At 63.5% G+C, this 14,496-nt stretch carries 14 protein-coding genes; 13 read left to right on the top strand and 1 reads right to left on the bottom strand.

Annotated elements, in window-relative coordinates; genetic code table 11:
* The first annotated feature begins 86 nt into the window (after positions 1-86).
* The 7 genes from K4G53_RS03455 to K4G53_RS03430 all read left to right on the top strand — a co-directional run bounded on the left by K4G53_RS03455 (position 87) and on the right by K4G53_RS03430 (position 7,060).
* Positions 87-590 carry an Lrp/AsnC family transcriptional regulator gene (locus K4G53_RS03455; RefSeq protein WP_221384114.1) on the top strand — a complete coding sequence of 168 codons (504 nt, stop codon included), beginning with the start codon at positions 87-89 and terminating at the stop codon, positions 588-590.
* 90 nt (positions 591-680) lie between these two features.
* The gene (locus K4G53_RS03450; RefSeq protein WP_221384113.1) at positions 681-1,106 is read left to right on the top strand and encodes an SRPBCC domain-containing protein; all 426 of its coding nucleotides are present in this window, start codon (positions 681-683) and stop codon (positions 1,104-1,106) included.
* A gap of 109 nt (positions 1,107-1,215) precedes the next feature.
* Complete coding sequence (locus tag K4G53_RS03445; RefSeq protein ID WP_221384112.1) at positions 1,216-2,874, top strand: thiamine pyrophosphate-binding protein; 1,659 nt, start codon at positions 1,216-1,218, stop codon at positions 2,872-2,874.
* A gap of 880 nt (positions 2,875-3,754) precedes the next feature.
* Positions 3,755-4,468: a hypothetical protein gene (locus K4G53_RS21505; RefSeq protein ID WP_374226143.1), complete on the top strand. Its 714-nt coding sequence runs from the start codon at positions 3,755-3,757 to the stop codon at positions 4,466-4,468.
* A 135-nt stretch (positions 4,469-4,603) separates the two neighbouring features.
* Positions 4,604-4,831 (top strand): hypothetical protein, encoded by a 228-nt coding sequence (locus tag K4G53_RS03440; RefSeq protein WP_221384111.1) that lies wholly within the window; start codon positions 4,604-4,606, stop codon positions 4,829-4,831.
* A 616-nt stretch (positions 4,832-5,447) separates the two neighbouring features.
* Positions 5,448-6,056 carry a DUF4352 domain-containing protein gene (locus K4G53_RS03435; RefSeq protein WP_221384110.1) on the top strand — a complete coding sequence of 203 codons (609 nt, stop codon included), beginning with the start codon at positions 5,448-5,450 and terminating at the stop codon, positions 6,054-6,056.
* A gap of 254 nt (positions 6,057-6,310) precedes the next feature.
* Positions 6,311-7,060 (top strand): SDR family oxidoreductase, encoded by a 750-nt coding sequence (locus K4G53_RS03430; protein WP_221384109.1) that lies wholly within the window; start codon positions 6,311-6,313, stop codon positions 7,058-7,060.
* A gap of 364 nt (positions 7,061-7,424) precedes the next feature.
* On the opposite strand, the gene K4G53_RS03425 is transcribed toward K4G53_RS03430, so the two are convergent.
* Entirely contained in the window at positions 7,425-8,330 is a 906-nt protein-coding gene (locus K4G53_RS03425) for a LysR family transcriptional regulator (RefSeq protein ID WP_260323167.1), read from the bottom strand.
* A 143-nt stretch (positions 8,331-8,473) separates the two neighbouring features.
* Between K4G53_RS03425 and K4G53_RS03420 the strand changes: the two genes are divergently transcribed.
* The 6 genes from K4G53_RS03420 to K4G53_RS03395 all read left to right on the top strand — a co-directional run.
* Complete coding sequence (locus tag K4G53_RS03420; RefSeq protein WP_221384107.1) at positions 8,474-9,850, top strand: MFS transporter; 1,377 nt, start codon at positions 8,474-8,476, stop codon at positions 9,848-9,850.
* Positions 9,851-9,964: 114 nt separating this feature from the next.
* A complete protein-coding gene (locus K4G53_RS03415) occupies positions 9,965-11,176 on the top strand; it encodes an FAD-dependent monooxygenase (protein ID WP_221384106.1) in 1,212 nt (403 codons plus the stop codon).
* Between the two features lie 5 nt (positions 11,177-11,181).
* A complete protein-coding gene (locus tag K4G53_RS03410; RefSeq protein ID WP_221384105.1) occupies positions 11,182-11,805 on the top strand; it encodes an NADPH-dependent F420 reductase in 624 nt (207 codons plus the stop codon).
* Positions 11,806-11,987: 182 nt separating this feature from the next.
* Positions 11,988-12,404, top strand: a complete 417-nt coding sequence (locus K4G53_RS03405; RefSeq protein WP_221384104.1) for a biotin-dependent carboxyltransferase family protein — start codon at positions 11,988-11,990, stop codon at positions 12,402-12,404.
* Between the two features lie 29 nt (positions 12,405-12,433).
* Positions 12,434-13,363 carry an NADP-dependent oxidoreductase gene (locus tag K4G53_RS03400; RefSeq protein ID WP_221384103.1) on the top strand — a complete coding sequence of 310 codons (930 nt, stop codon included), beginning with the start codon at positions 12,434-12,436 and terminating at the stop codon, positions 13,361-13,363.
* 373 nt (positions 13,364-13,736) lie between these two features.
* A partial coding sequence (locus tag K4G53_RS03395; protein ID WP_221383443.1) for an ROK family protein occupies positions 13,737-14,496 on the top strand: 760 nt, incomplete at its 3' end.

The raw sequence follows: 14,496 nt of genomic DNA, 5'->3' as shown, positions 1-14,496 counted from the left end.
GATCATGGAAGTGACCCGGGCCACATTGCAAGGTACGCTCTGGTGCTTGGGACTTCTGCTCAACTTCTAGTACCTCTGGTGAAAATATGACCATCGCGAACCCTCGCACCCTCGATTCGCTCGACGGCAGGATCATCCTTGCCCTCGACAAGGACCCCGAAGCCAGCGCCCTGGCACTCTCCCGGACACTCGGCGTCGCCCGCAACACCGTCCACGCCCGGCTGGCGCGGCTGGAGCGCAGCGGCGCGCTCCGCTCCTTCAGCCGCAGGCTGGACCCCGCCGCGCTGGGCTACGAGCTGATGGCCTTCCTCTCGCTGTCCATCAGCCAGACGCGGACCGGCTCGGTGGAGAACGGGCTCGCCGCGATCCCGGAGGTCATCGAGGTGCACGCCACCACCGGCGACGCGGACCTCATGGCCAAGGTGGTGGCCCGCGGCACCGCCGACCTCTACCGCATCACCAACGAGATCCTGGAGATCGACGGGATCGAGCGGACCAGCACGGCCATCTCCATCCTCGAACTCATGCCGCCCCGGTACGACGGCCTGATCAGCCGACTGTCGGAGCAGGAATCCCGCACGGCGGACTGACGACAGCCCGCGGCGAATCTCCGCGGCTTCCCCATTTACAGGTGGGCCACGCCCCTCGCCTCCGCGTGCCGGCGAGAGCATACTGAACGCATGCCAACATTCCGGCTGTCCACGTTTGTCGCAGCGCCGCCGGAGCGCGTCTTCGCAACCTGGACCAATGCCGACAGGTTCCATGAATGGATCGGCGGTGTCAGCGGCGTGACCGACCGCGTCGGCCCTGCCGACCAGGCCGGCAGCCGCTACACGGTGCAGTTCGGGCGGATGACGAGCCCCACCGAGGTCCTCGCGGCCGAGCGGCCCCGCCACATCCGCAGCCGCTTCGGCAACGCCATCCTGAAGGGCGAGTCCGATGTGACGTTCACCGCCGATGCAGCAGGTACCCGCATCGACCAGGTAATCATGACCCGCGGATTCGTGTCCGCGATTTTCGCCCGGATCTTCGCCACGGGCTCTTACCGGGGCAGCTTCCAGAGCGAGCTGGAGACGTTTCGACAACTCGTCGAGCGAGAGACGTGATTGGTGCCACAGCTGGGCGATTTGTCAGTTCTCCTTCCTTATGCTGCCAAAAGTCCCAGCCGCAAACTCTTCTCTTGCCGATCTGAGGTCTGCGTCACAGGATTCCTGCATGACTTCACTTACCGTCTCCGGCCGTGTGGCGCAGGTTCTCAGCAGCTATGTCAGCGACCTCTTCGGCGTCATGGGCAACGGCAACGTCTACTTCCTGGACGCCGCGGAGAAGCAGGGCTTGCGCTTCACCGCCGTCCGGCATGAAGGTGCAGCCATCGCCGCGGCCGACGCCTACTACCGGGCCTCGGGCCGGCTCGCTGCGGGCACCACCACCTACGGCCCCGGCTACACCAACGCACTCACCGCCCTGGCCGAGGCCGTCCAGGCGCAGATCCCAGTCGTGTTGGTCACCGGCGACGCGCCCACCAGCGGCGCCCGGCCCTGGGACGTGGACCAGGCAGCCATCGCAGCCGGCCTCGGCGCGGCAACCTTCACCGTCACCCGCGACGCCGCCGGCGCCGTCACCCGGCAGGCCGTGGAGTACGCACTCACCCGGCGCACCGCCGTCGTGCTTGCCATCCCCTACGACCTCGCCGCACTCGAGGCTGCGGACGAGGACCTTCCGGAGCCGGCGGCGTTGGAGGTGACGGACGACGGCGGCACGGACCTTGCGCGGGTGGCCCGCCTTTTGGCCGGGGCACGGCGGCCGCTGATCCTTGCCGGCCGGGGTGCGCACCTTGCTGGAGCCGGGCCGGAGCTCCGCGAACTCGCCGACCGGCTCGGCGCACTGACCGCCGGAACCGCCCTCGCGCTCAACCTCCTCAATGGCGAGGGGTACCTGGGCGTGGCCGGCGGTTTCGGCACCGACACCGCGGCCGGGCTCATGGGCGAGGCCGACGTGGTCCTGGTGGCCGGGGCGAGCCTGAGCCCGTTCACCATGCGGTTCGGACACCTGCTGGGGCCGGATGCGACTGTTATTCAGATTGATAGTGCGGTGGAGCCGACGAATCCGCGGGTGGATGTATTTGTTCAGGCGGACGTGAAGGCTGCTGCTTCGCGGTTGCTGTCTTTGCTGGACGTTGAGGCTGCTGCCGGAGCATGGCGGGCTGAAGCTGCACGGCGCCTGGCTGAAGGACCGGGCCACGAGCAGGGATCCGGTCAAACGTCGGACGGCCGGCTGGACCCGCGTGCTCTCGCCACCGCGCTGGATGCCGTGCTGCCGGAGCGCCGCACGGTGGTCCAGGACGGCGGGCACTTCATCGGGTGGGCGCCCATGTACTGGAACATCCCGCGGCCGCAGGACCTGGTAATGGTGGGAACGGCGTACCAGACCATCGGGCTGGGTCTGGCGAGTGGCGTCGGGGCAGCCCGTGCGGTGGAGGACGACCGGACTTTGGTGCTGGCCTCCGGCGACGGCGGCTTCCTGATGGGCCTGTCCGACTTCGAATCGCTGATCGGTGCCGCCCGGAGCGCCATTGTGGTGATCTACAACGACGCCGCCTACGGGGCCGAGATCCACCAGTACGGTTCCCAGGGCCTGACCGAGAAGCCGATGCTGATACCCGAGGTGGACTTCAGCGGTATTGCGCGGGCTCTGGGGGCCGAGTCTGCTGTGGTCCGGTCGCTCGGTGACCTGTCTCCGCTGCAGGCCTGGATCGACGCCGGCGCCCACGGGACGTTTGTGGCCGACTGCCGGATCACATCCACCGTCCGTGCACCATGGCTGACCGAGTGGATGAACGCGACGAAGGCGGTCAAGACGGCGGCTGCGGGGTAGCAACAATACCCAGTCCGCGCTCCCCCGCTTTTGACCCAGGCTATGCCATCGGGCCTACGGATCCGCGCCGCTGTCTGCTGCAAGATGTCCTTTATGGACGATTACAGTGTCAGCGCAGAGGAAGCTGCTGCGATGCTAGGCATGAGCGCGAAAACACTGCGGCAGATACTACGTGACCTCAGACCCTCCGGCGCGCGACAAGTTCCTCCCCAGATAGGGGGAAACTGGTTTCTGCAGCCAAGCTATGTTGACGAACTCGCGGCCCAGCGTGGGCGGACGATAGCCCCAGGGGCCACTCGTTCGCGAGCTAAGCCGACTGACTTTGTCCCCGCTGTAGAGCAAGCATCGAAACACCGGGTTGTTCGGGCGAAGGATTCTATTGAACTCCCGCACGGCGTTTGGTCAGAGTGGGTCCCCTTTAGCGACGCCCTGCCGCTAGCGCCCCGCTATCCTGGCGTCTACATGTTCCGGCTTGCGAAAGACCCTGCACGTGGGCCCGTGTACATCGGAATGGCCGGCGAACGAAAAGGTAACGGCGTACGTGGGCGGCTTGCTATCTACGCAAGCGGCAAAGGGGCTGCTTCAGGACTGGGAGAACATGCATTTGACCGCGCGTTGGAAGATCCCAAGTGGCTTCAAGCGCGACTGGATGAGGCTCGTGCTGGCAAGCCGATGAGGGCCAAGGAAGCTGCAAGGTCAGCAATAGATCACCTAGGGCTTGAAGTCCGGTGGCAGACTGTTTCGACTAGAGCGGAAGCGCTCCAGCTGGAAGGGCGCCTGATAACTCAGTATCGGTCCCAGCTCTGGAATCGCTGATCGTCGCTATCCGTAGACGGCATGGTTGGTAACCCCAGTGCGCCATCACCCATAGGCTGTGTCTATGGTTTCCGCACCCGAAGAATTGGCCGCATGGGTCATGTCGCATCCGCGAAGTGAAGCAATTGATCGCCACGGTTTCAGCATCAAGATCGCCAAGTGGAACGAGCGCGTAGGCGCGCTAAAAGGTTCTCCTCTCGTCAGTGAGGATGGAGGATTAGAAACTGGATTAATCAGCAGAGGCGGTCTCTTCAAGCTCGCTCGCCGGGCGCGAGAGGACGAAACCGGGCGTGCAGCATGTCATCTCTTCTGGCAATCTCTTGCCTGGGGAACCGGAAACAGTCACCGTAATACGCCTGGGCGAATCACATCGGTTTCATCGAACGAAGAGCAGACGGCTGTCCTACTACGCGATTCAGCGCGCTTGGCCGTGACAAGCCCGGAACAAGCCTTTCTCCAGCTTCAACCAAACCGACCAGCACTCAAGTCTTGGGGGCCAAACTTCTTTACTAAGTACTTGTACTTCGCTGGAGGCGGGGCCATCGATCACTCCAGTCTCATCGTCGACGCCCGAGTACTTGGTACTCTTGCCGAAATAACTGATAAACCTAGTTTGCGTCCCCGGTACACGAATTACTCCGTGAGCACCTATTCGGCCGCTTGCGCCGTTATGCGCACTTGGGCCGAAGAGCTTTCTTCACCGGAGCGCACTGTGGGCGCCGATGAGGTTGAGCGCTGGGCTTTCGAGGCTGGCAGGGGGTGGAGGAAGCGTCGGTAGTTTCACGCTGAGTGTTGGGAGGCTCGGCGGGAGATCGGGCATGCAGCTTAGGGCTATCGTCTGTTTCATCTTCTTCGACCGACCAGTTGCATCTATGAGGAACTCCATGTCAGCGCTTCTGTTTAGCATCGAAGCGTGGAAAAGTGCGAGCACGAGGACTCGGATTTCCTGAAGGTCCAAGTGGCGGTCCTGCAGCTGGAAGAAGACATAAAGGCTCAGTGCCCGTCGGGCGGTGAGAACTTCGGCCGGGTCATCCAGCGATCCGGGAGTGACGAATGGTACATCGGATGCCCCACCTGCTGTATCAAGTGGGCTGGGGGCAGCACGGTGCTTACAGTACACGACCGCCCCGAGCCCGCCTGAGTACTGGCGTACGGCTTCCGCGTCATATTGCCGCATCCGGAACATCTCGCAGATAAGTCGCCGCTTTAGTGCGCTCTTGACCAAATTCGGTCCCAGCCAGGTGCCGCCGTCGGGCAACTCTTTTTGAGCCATCGTTCCAGTAGGGTACGCAGCGCCCTTGTGGTGATCTACAACGGCGCCGCGTACGGAGCCAAGATCCACCAATACGGTCGCAGGGCCTGACCGAGAAGCCGGTGCTGATCACGGAGGTGGACTTCAGCGGTGTTGTCCGGGCTCTGGGTGCCGAGTCTGCCGTGATCAGATCGCTTGATGACCTTGCCGCACTGCAGGACTGGATCGACGCCGCGGGCCCAGGGCACCTTCGTGGCCGTCTGCCGGATCACATCCACTGTCCGGGCGCCGTGGCTGATGGAGTGGATCAACGCCACGCGAGCGGCGAAGGCTGCGGTGGGGATAGATGAATGGCGGCTTAGTCACTACTCGTGGGCTGAGGGGCATCAGGGCCGACATTTCTATCCGGATCCTGATTTCGCTTCGACATCCCCGATTCCCGAGGCTGGCAATCAGGGGGCCCCTAATATGGAACATTTTGGTGGAAAAATTAACGCTCGAGCCTATGCTTCACATCATCAATTCTTGTACTCGGAACAAGAGGGAAATTATGTCCAGCACAGCCCGCTCGATAGTCGTCACCGCCGCCACTCTGACGCTCGGTTCCCTGGCCGGGTGCGATGGGGGCTCAAATACCATAACTCCTGGCGCTGAAGGCGCTCCTGCCACAAAATCGGCAGCTCCACCTGCGCCGAACGCTGAGGTGAAGCTGTCCGGCAGCTTCGGGGATACCATCACCTTCCCGAGCGGAGTGGCAGTGAAGGTCGCTCCGCCGGCCGCTGTTCCGGCCCCTCAGTATTCGGCAGGCGGCGTCGAAGGAAAGATCGTCACCTTCGACCTCTCAGTCACCAATGGAGGGACGGAACCGATCAACGCAGGTCTCATGGGCTTTCCCAAGGTCAGCTACGGTGCATCCGGCACCCAAGCCCAAAACGCAACTGACATTCAGTCCGGCATTGGAGCAAGCAGCCTATCCACCATCCTGCCTGGAGAGACCCAGAGCGTGAAACTTGGCTTCGGTATTCCCGCCGCGGAGTTTGGCAACGTTCGCATGGAAGTATCGGGTCCAACCTTCAGCGACAAACCCGCGATCTTCAAGGGCACGGTACGTTGAAGGAACTGTACTAGGGGACCTCGCCCCTATAGCCGCCGCTGCCGGAACATCGGGAACGACTCCCGCACCCGGCAGCCCTCCGTGCCGGCAAGGTTGAGGAAGCGGTGGAGGTTTCCCGGAAGCACGTGGACATCCTGCACCGGACCATGTTCATGGGGCTGGCGAAGGGCCAAGCCTATGTCGCCGGACCGATCCACACCGCCGGGCCGCCGGACGCACCTGTTTTGTCGTAGGACCGGCTTAGGATCACTTCCATGAGGATTGCCGTTGCAGGGGGAACCGGTACCGTGGGCCACCACGTCGTGGCCATCGCCAGGGAGCGCGGGCACGACGTGGTCAGCCTCAGCCGCGCCGAAGGGGTGGACTTGGTCAGCGGGCGCGGCCTCGATCAGGCACTGCAGGATGTCGAAACAGTCATCGACGTCGCCGGCATCGAAACCATGTCCACCAAGAAAGCCGTGGATTTCTTCACCAACGCCACCCAGAACCTGCTGGCGGCCGGGAAGCAGGCCGGGGTGAAACACCATGTGGCGCTGTCCATCGTGGGCATCGACAACGCAAACTCGGGACTGTACGCCGGGAAGCTTGTGCAGGAGGACGAGGTCAGGCACGGCGGCATTCCCTGGACCCTCCTCCGGTCCACCCAGTTCCACGAGTTCGTGCCGATGTCCGTCAAGGCCACCTCGGTGGGCCCGCTGGTCTTCGTGCCCACGATGTTCACCCGGCCTGTGGCGGCACTGGAAGTGGCCGCGGCCCTGGTGGACGCGGCGGAGGCGGGGCCGAAGGGCCGCATCCCTGACCTCGGCGGCCCGCGGACCGAACGGCTGAAGGACCTCGTCTCGGCCTATCTGGCCAGGACGCGGCAGAAGAAACGGATCGTTCCCCTGCACGTCCCCGGCCCCATGGGCAAGGCAATGCGCAAAGGCGAGCTGATCCCGGCGCCGGGTTCCGCCGTCGGACGCCAGACGTTCCTGGAGTGGCTCGAAGCCATCGACGCCGGGTAAAGCGCTGCCTGAGGGGTAGCACTGAAATCGCCGTACTTCGCGAAAAGGCACCGGGTCATAACGGCGGTTACGCGAGGGCGGTTACTGTTTTTCCGGAACATGGGAGCGTTCGGCCTGCCCCGGCCATCGTCTGTTGTCACCTCACGTGTTGTCACCCCATGCCCGAGTGGACCCATTGCCCAGCCCGGTTCCAGATTCTTCATTTGCTGCCTGCTCGTCTTGCTCAGCCGGATATCCAACGACCTGCTGAGCGGAAGCTCTCCCCGGGGAGTCCGGCTCGCCCGTGGTCCGGCATGAAGGCTGCACCGCACCGGGAAGCGCTGCCATCTGCTTGAGTCAGCGGCCGCCCTCATGCGTGGCTTTGTCATGAGCTCAGTCCCCTGCCGTAGGAGCCGAGCTTTTCTACCGCGTAATCGAGCAGGGCTGCGGCACGCGACGTGAGAGTCATGTCCTCGGGCCAGATTCCCACCACGTGGGAGAGTGTTACGGGCGGGTCGAAGGGGCGAATGGCGATAGGCCGGCCCTCGGCGCTCACGGGGAGCACGTTGGGCCGGGACATGAGCAGGCCGTAGCCCACGCCGCGGCCCACCAGCGCCTCGACGAGGCCGATCTGGGTGACCCGGGCTTCGATCCTGGGTTCCAGCCCACGAGCGGCGAACGCCTCGACAATGTTGATGGTGCTGGGGGCGGCGTCGTAGAGAATGAGTGGCTCGCCGGCAAGATCGGCGAGATCCACGGTGCTGGCTGCGGCGAGCGGGTGGTCCGGATGCAGGTGTACCTCCAGCTCGGTCGGGTAGATCTCGCGGCGACGGTAGCCCACGGGCAGGAACCGGTTGTACATGATGGCCACATCGAGGCGTCCCGACTGGAGCGCTGGCAGCAGATCGTCACTGGTGCCCACGGTTATCTCGAGGTCCACCCCGGGATGCTTACGCGGGAAGCCTTCGAGCAGTTCGGGCACCACGCTCGTGGCGAAGCTCGCGTAGCAGCCAAGCTTAACGGGCCCCCGCAACTCCGCCCCCATGCGGGAGCTCAAGATGAGTTCCCGGGTGTCCGAGAGGACCCGGCGGGCTTGCACTGCAAAGTTCTGGCCCGCAGGAGTCAGAGTGAGGCCCCGGGCCTTTCGACGCACGCATAGCTGCTCCCCCACAGCCTTCTCCAGCCCTGTGATGGCCTGGGACAACGCCGACTCCGAGATATGCAGATGGGCTGCCGCTGCGCTAAGCGTGATGAAGTCCGGCAGGGCTGCGAACAGCTCAAGTTGCCTCATGCTCACATCGACCATCGGGCCTCAACTCCGCAGAAGGGTTTCTTAAGTAAAACAGAACTTTATCCACAATTTTCTGAAATTTACACGGAGAAGTGATCCGGCTCACCATGGAGGCACAGTCAACTTCTTCCGAAGGACAGGCAATGAATTCAACCACCGTCAGCAATGCAGCCACGCAGCGTCGCGTCGCGTTTGCGACGATCATCGGCACCACGATCGAGTGGTACGACTTCTTCATCTACGGCACCGCGGCCGGACTGGTGTTCGCCCAGCTCTTCTTCAAGCCTGCCGGCGAGGACATCGGGCTCCTGCTCTCCTTCGCCACGGTCGGCATTTCCTTCCTCTTCCGCCCGCTCGGCGCGTTCCTCGCCGGTCACTACGGTGACAGGATCGGCCGCCGTGCGATGCTGGTCATCACGCTCCTGCTCATGGGTGCTGCGACGACACTCATCGGCGTCCTGCCCACGTTCACCCAGATCGGCATCGCAGCGCCGATTCTCCTGCTCCTGCTCCGCATCCTCCAGGGTGTATCCGCAGGCGGAGAGTGGGGTGGGGCGGTCCTCATGATCGTGGAACATTCCCCTACGGATAGCCGCGGCCGCCGCGGCTCCTTCCCGCAGCTCGGCGTCCCGCTCGGCTTTCTCCTCGCCTCGGGGATGATGGCCCTCATGACCGGCCTCGTTTCTCCTGGCAAGGCCTTCCTCGACTGGGGCTGGCGGGTGCCGTTCCTGCTGAGCGTCGTGCTTATCGTCGTCGGCTACCTGGTCCGCCGCGCCGTCGAGGAGAGCCCGGTGTTTACCGAGATCGCCGAGCGTGGCCAGCAGGCCAAGGTCCCGGTCGTGGCGCTGTTCCGCAAGCACTGGCACCTCGTAATCCTCGCCGCGCTCGTCTTTGTGGGCAACAACGCCGTAGGCTACATGACCACCGGCGGCTTCCTCCAGAGCTACACGACCGGCAGGCTCAGGATGGACACCACAGTGGTACTTATGGGGTCCGTGGTCGCCTCGGCGGTGTGGTTCGTGGCGACACTCGTCGCGGGCCGCCTCGCGGACTCGCTCGGCCGGCGGAACACCTTCCTCATCGGCTTCGCGGTGCAGGCGGTCATGGCCTTCCCGTTGTTCTGGCTCGTCAACACCGCCACGCTCCCCGGGCTCTACGCCGGCCTGGTCCTGCTCTCGATCGGCCTCGGCCTCACATACGGGCCACTGGCCGCATGGTACGCGGAGATCTTCCCGGCCTCCGTACGCTTCTCGGGCGTGGCCGTCACCTACGCCATCGGGTCGATCCTGGGTGGGGCGTTCGCGCCCACCATCTCGCAGGCCCTGCTGGAGGCCACCGGCACCACGTCCGCGGTCTCGTGGTACATTCTCGCAGCCACACTCATCGGTGCCACCGCGACGCTGTGCCTGCGCGACCGTCCAGGTATCCCCCTCGGACCTGACCACGAGGCCGAACAGGCCAGCGGCGCCACGATGTTCGCCCCGAATGTGGCCCACAGGAAACTTGCCGCCAAGCCGTAGCAACCCTCGTCCCATCTTGGCGTTCAGGCAACTATTCAGCATGCCGCCATGCCCCCTAATGGCCCGTAATGGCCGGCAAATTCGAGGATTACGCAAAGTAGTCGAGGAGAACCATTGGTAAATCACACCACCAGAGTCGCGGTCATTGGCGCAGGGATGGGCGGGCTCACCGCGGCGGTTGCCCTTACGAGGATCGCCAACGTCCAGGTCACGGTATTCGAACAAGCAAGAAAGCTGGGCGACGTGGGCGCAGGCGTCACTGTCGCCCCGAATGGCCAACGCGTCCTCGACAAACTCGGTGTGCTTGAACAGGTCAAGCGCGCAGGCGCGACCCCAGACGGACACGGCGTCTACCAGGATGCCATGGGCAACCTGGTAGCCGAAGCAGCCTGGGAAGACTCAGCAAAGCAATATCGAAATATCGGCATGTACAGGCCCGACCTGGTCAACGTTTTGTCTGGGGAGGTCCCGCCCGGCACGATCCATCTTGGCCACCGCCTGACGTCAATTCAGACGCTCCCCACGGGCGTCTGCCTCGAATTCGAAAACGGCGTACACGATGAGTTTGATGCTGTGGTCGGCGCGGACGGCATCCACTCGGTGGTGCGGGATTCCCTAATGCAACCCCCCGCCCCCGTCTATTCCGGATTCATCGCATTTCGAGGGGTAATCGACGCGACCCTCCTTCCCGAAGACTGGCCGATGATCAGCCAGGTGTGGATGGGGGAGGGAAAGCATTTCATGTGCTATCCGTTGCAGCAGCGGAAGTTGTTCAACTATGTCGGGTTCGTACCCAGTGACAGGCCCCTCAAGGAAACCTGGTCGGCCCCCGGCGACGTGGGCGAGATCGCCGCCGAGTTTGCGGGTGCGAAATGGGACCCGAGGCTTCGTCACTTCATCAGTCTCATTGACAAGACCTTCTGGTGGGGCCTCTACGACCACGAGCCCCTCACTAATTGGTCTCGTGGTCGCGTGACGTTGCTCGGCGATGCAGCACACACCATGCTGCCGCACGCAGGCCAAGGAGTGAACCAGGCAATGGAGGACAGCATAACTCTTGCCTTTTTTCTCAGGGAAGCCGAAGGCCCCGATGAGATTGCCGAAGCCTTCAAGCGCTACACCGCCGTTCGAATGCAACGCACAGCGATCTTGCAGAACAGCTCCCGCAGAAGCGGCTCTCAGTTCGACGCGCGGAATGAATTTGAGGACACCGAGAAGCGTGATGCTGACTTGCGCGCAGGACGTGATTTCCGTCGAAGCGTGCTCTTCGACTTCGACGCGGTGGCAGCCGCGGAAAAGGCACTCAAACGATTCAGGAGGATTTAGTGCACATGACATCGGTCAGCATCATTGGCACCGGCAAGATGGGTTCAGCAATTGCCGAAGTATCGGCCCGGGCCGGAGCGGGCATCCAAATCATCAGGCGCAGGGCGGGCGCTGGCTCGGCCCCGGAGCGTTCGGATGCCGAATATGGGTTTGTCGGTGACGAACTCACAGGTGACCTTGTCGTCCTCGCAGTTCCGTACGAGGCGTACCCGGACATCATTGATCACTACCGGGATCGACTCAGCGGCAAGGTCGTCATCGATATCAGCAACCCCATCGATTTCACCACCTACGATGAGCTACTGGTCCCGTCTAACTCCTCCACTGCAGTTGAACTTTCCAAGGCCCTCCCGGCTGGCGTGTCAGTCGTGAAAGCCTTCAACGTCAATCTCGGCGACACGCTCAGCACCGGCACCAATGGCACAACGCGCACCACCGTCCTGTTCGCGGGAGACGATCCAGAGGCGAAAATAGCACTGGCTGCGCTCCTTGAAGCGGCAGGACTCGGCGCGGTGGACGCTGGCCCTCTTTCCCGCGCGAGGGAACTCGAGGCGATGGGTTTTCTCCAGATCGTTTTGGCAGCAATCGGGAAGACGCGCTACGAGTCCGGCTTCGCACTGTTGCCGTGAAAGTCCAGAACCTAACTGGACACAATGTAGGAGAAATCTGGCTCATGAGGACAGAATCTCACTAGTGGGGTCAGCCCGATAACGACCCCGCGTACACTGGCGAGGCCGGCGGGCAGGGTGCCGTGGTTCGAGGCGCGGCCGGGCCGGCGAAATATTGGTGGTGGAAGGCGCCTGGCCACCCGGTGGACGAGCAGTTCCATCAACTGGTGGGCACGGCATCATGCTTGGGCACCGCCGCCGAGCTGTACCACTACTTCATCCCCTACCCCATCAAAAAGCTCCACACATCAAGCCTCAACCAGATCACGCTGCTGACAGCCCTCCGGGCCGGCAAGATTGAGGAGGCGGTGGAGCGTTCCCGGAGGCACGTAGACATCCCCGAGGTGCTCGGCAGCCGGTCCACGTATGGCGTCGGCACGATTGGCGGGTACGACCGGAACAATGCATGGGCGGCACTGGATGCCAGCCCCGCTGACGAGGTAGCGGCGGTCCAGCGCATCATTGAAGCGGATTCGAATCAGAAAGCAGGCCGGCGTCCCGCAGGGGATGCCGGCCTGTTTGGCGTGCGATACGACACTCCCCCGCTGTATTCGGAATAGCCAGACGTGACCACGCCGTTGTCGCAACCATGAAGGCAATCACTTACAGCGAATACGGAAACCCCGACGTCCTGGAATACGGCGACCAGCCGATGCCAAAGGTGGGTCCCGGGATGGTCCTGGTCAAAGTCAAGGCAGCCGCGGTGAATCCTGTGGACTGGAAGATCATGGCGGGCTACCTGGACGCCGTCATGGACCTGCAGTTTCCCGCGATCCCCGGCTGGGACGTAGCGGGGGTTGTGGAATCGGTGGGGATCGATTCCCGGCAGTTCCAGCCCGGCGACGAGGTCATCGCCTACGGCCGCAAGGACTACGTCCACGGGGGAAGCTTTGCCGAGTACATCGCGTTGCCGGAGCGCCTCCTGGCACGGAAGCCTGCCTCGCTTGGCTGGAACGAATCGGCGGCCCTGCCGCTGGCTGGCCTCACCGCCTACCAGGTCCTCAACCGGCTGGGCCTGAAGGCCGGTGAAAGTGTCCTGATCCACGGCGGATCAGGAGGCGTGGGCTCCCTCGGCATCCAGATCGCGGTGGCGCTCGGCGCCAGCGTCATTGCCACCGCCTCTGAGAAGAACCACGAATTCCTCCGCTCCCTGGGCGCCGAACCGGTCGCCTACGGGGACGGACTCGCCGTCCGGGTGCGCGCGCTTCGTCCCGACGGCGTGGACGTCGTTGCCGATTTCGTTGGCGGCAATCTCGAAGCGACTTTGGCCGTGCTGGCTGAGGGAGGCCGGCACGCCTCGATCGCCGACAGCGAAGTTGAAGAGCATGGCGGCGAGTGGATGTGGGTCAATCCGGTGGCGGCCGACCTGCAGGCACTCGCGGACCTGGTGGACAACCGGGACATGCATGTGGAAGTTGCCGAAGTCTTCCCGCTCGACAAGGCCGCGGATGCCTTCCGGTCCAACATGGAAGGGCATACCCGCGGCAAGATCGTGGTTGCGGTGGACCAGGATTCCTGATCCGACTGCTGGTTGCGGAAGGCTCCGTCCCGTGGGACGGAGCCTTCCTGGTACAAAGCCCTCGTACAAAGCCTCGCTCGCCTCAAGCGGCAGAGCATCGAGGCCATCGGCTAATCACGGCCTGGGATCATCGCACCGGCCAGGGGCGGCGCCGCGACCGAGTTGAGTGCCCCCACGATGAGGCAGGCCATGAACGCGTACTGGCGCAAACAACGGCGCTGACCAGTCACAATCGGAACTGGAAGGTTAGGCCTGCCGCCACTGTTTGAGCTCAAGTAGCCGGGGTAAAGACGGGGTAGGCTTTCGAATACCAGTATGCATAATTCGGGTCGGTAAGGATCCCCGGGCAGCGACCGAATCACGAGAGGTTGGAATGGCGCAATCACTTTCGACAGGATCAGGTGTTGTCCTGGATCTGATCAGGTCCGGGCAGGCCACCACCAGGACCGACCTCCTGGAGCGGCTGGGATGGTCGCGCATCACCCTTGCCCGGCGGCTCGAGGAGTTGCTGAACGCGTCCATCATCAGGAGCGTAGGCCAGCTCGATTCACGGGGAGGACGCCCGCCTGAAAAGTTTGCCGTGAAGCCGGATTCAGGCGTGCTGCTGGCCCTGGACATCGGCGGTTCACACAGCCAGGTGGCCATTACGGACCTGGTGTCCACCATCCTCGCCGTGGACGAAGCGGACATCGGTCCAAGCCAGGGCCCGGCTGAGATTTTCGAGTGGGCCGGCCAGGTCTTTGACCTCATGCTGCAACGCCTCGGAAAGACCAGGGCCGACGTCCTGGGGATCGGTGTGGGAGTCCCCGGTCCGGTCGATGTCACAACCGGCCGCCTGGCATCCCCGCAAGTCGATGGGCAGTGGGACGGCGTCGCTGTCCGCGACTACTTCGCAAGCAGATACGAACATGCCGTCCTTGCGGTCGACCGGGACGTCAACGTCATGACGATGGCCGAAGCAAGGCGCGGCGGTGTGGGATACCGGGACATTGTGGGCGTCAAAGCGGGCATCGGGATCGGGCTGGGCTTCGTCCTCGACGGCGCCGTCTACCGCGGAGCACGCGGAGGTGCGGGAGATTTGAGCCGCCCGCGCATCGGCGGCGGCCGCCTGCAGCGGCTTGAAACGATAGCCA

Origin of the sequence: Arthrobacter sp. MAHUQ-56, assembly GCF_019710585.1 — a bacterium.
Classification (GTDB): domain Bacteria; phylum Actinomycetota; class Actinomycetes; order Actinomycetales; family Micrococcaceae; genus Arthrobacter.
Note: the sequence above shows the minus strand (reverse complement) of the source record. Positions and strands in the feature narration are given on the sequence as shown.

Bases quoted from the DNA above. Each gene is read 5' to 3' on its own strand.
- K4G53_RS03455 (WP_221384114.1), top strand. From the start codon at position 87: ATGACCATCGCGAACCCTCGCACCCTCGATTCGCTCGACGGCAGGATC.
- K4G53_RS03450 (WP_221384113.1), top strand. From the start codon at position 681: ATGCCAACATTCCGGCTGTCCACGTTTGTCGCAGCGCCGCCGGAGCGC.
- K4G53_RS03445 (WP_221384112.1), top strand. From the start codon at position 1,216: ATGACTTCACTTACCGTCTCCGGCCGTGTGGCGCAGGTTCTCAGCAGC.
- K4G53_RS21505 (WP_374226143.1), top strand. From the start codon at position 3,755: ATGGTTTCCGCACCCGAAGAATTGGCCGCATGGGTCATGTCGCATCCG.
- K4G53_RS03435 (WP_221384110.1), top strand. From the start codon at position 5,448: ATGCTTCACATCATCAATTCTTGTACTCGGAACAAGAGGGAAATTATG.
- K4G53_RS03430 (WP_221384109.1), top strand. From the start codon at position 6,311: ATGAGGATTGCCGTTGCAGGGGGAACCGGTACCGTGGGCCACCACGTC.
- K4G53_RS03425 (WP_260323167.1), bottom strand. From the start codon at position 8,330: ATGAGGCAACTTGAGCTGTTCGCAGCCCTGCCGGACTTCATCACGCTT.
- K4G53_RS03420 (WP_221384107.1), top strand. From the start codon at position 8,474: ATGAATTCAACCACCGTCAGCAATGCAGCCACGCAGCGTCGCGTCGCG.
- K4G53_RS03410 (WP_221384105.1), top strand. From the start codon at position 11,182: ATGACATCGGTCAGCATCATTGGCACCGGCAAGATGGGTTCAGCAATT.
- K4G53_RS03400 (WP_221384103.1), top strand. From the start codon at position 12,434: ATGAAGGCAATCACTTACAGCGAATACGGAAACCCCGACGTCCTGGAA.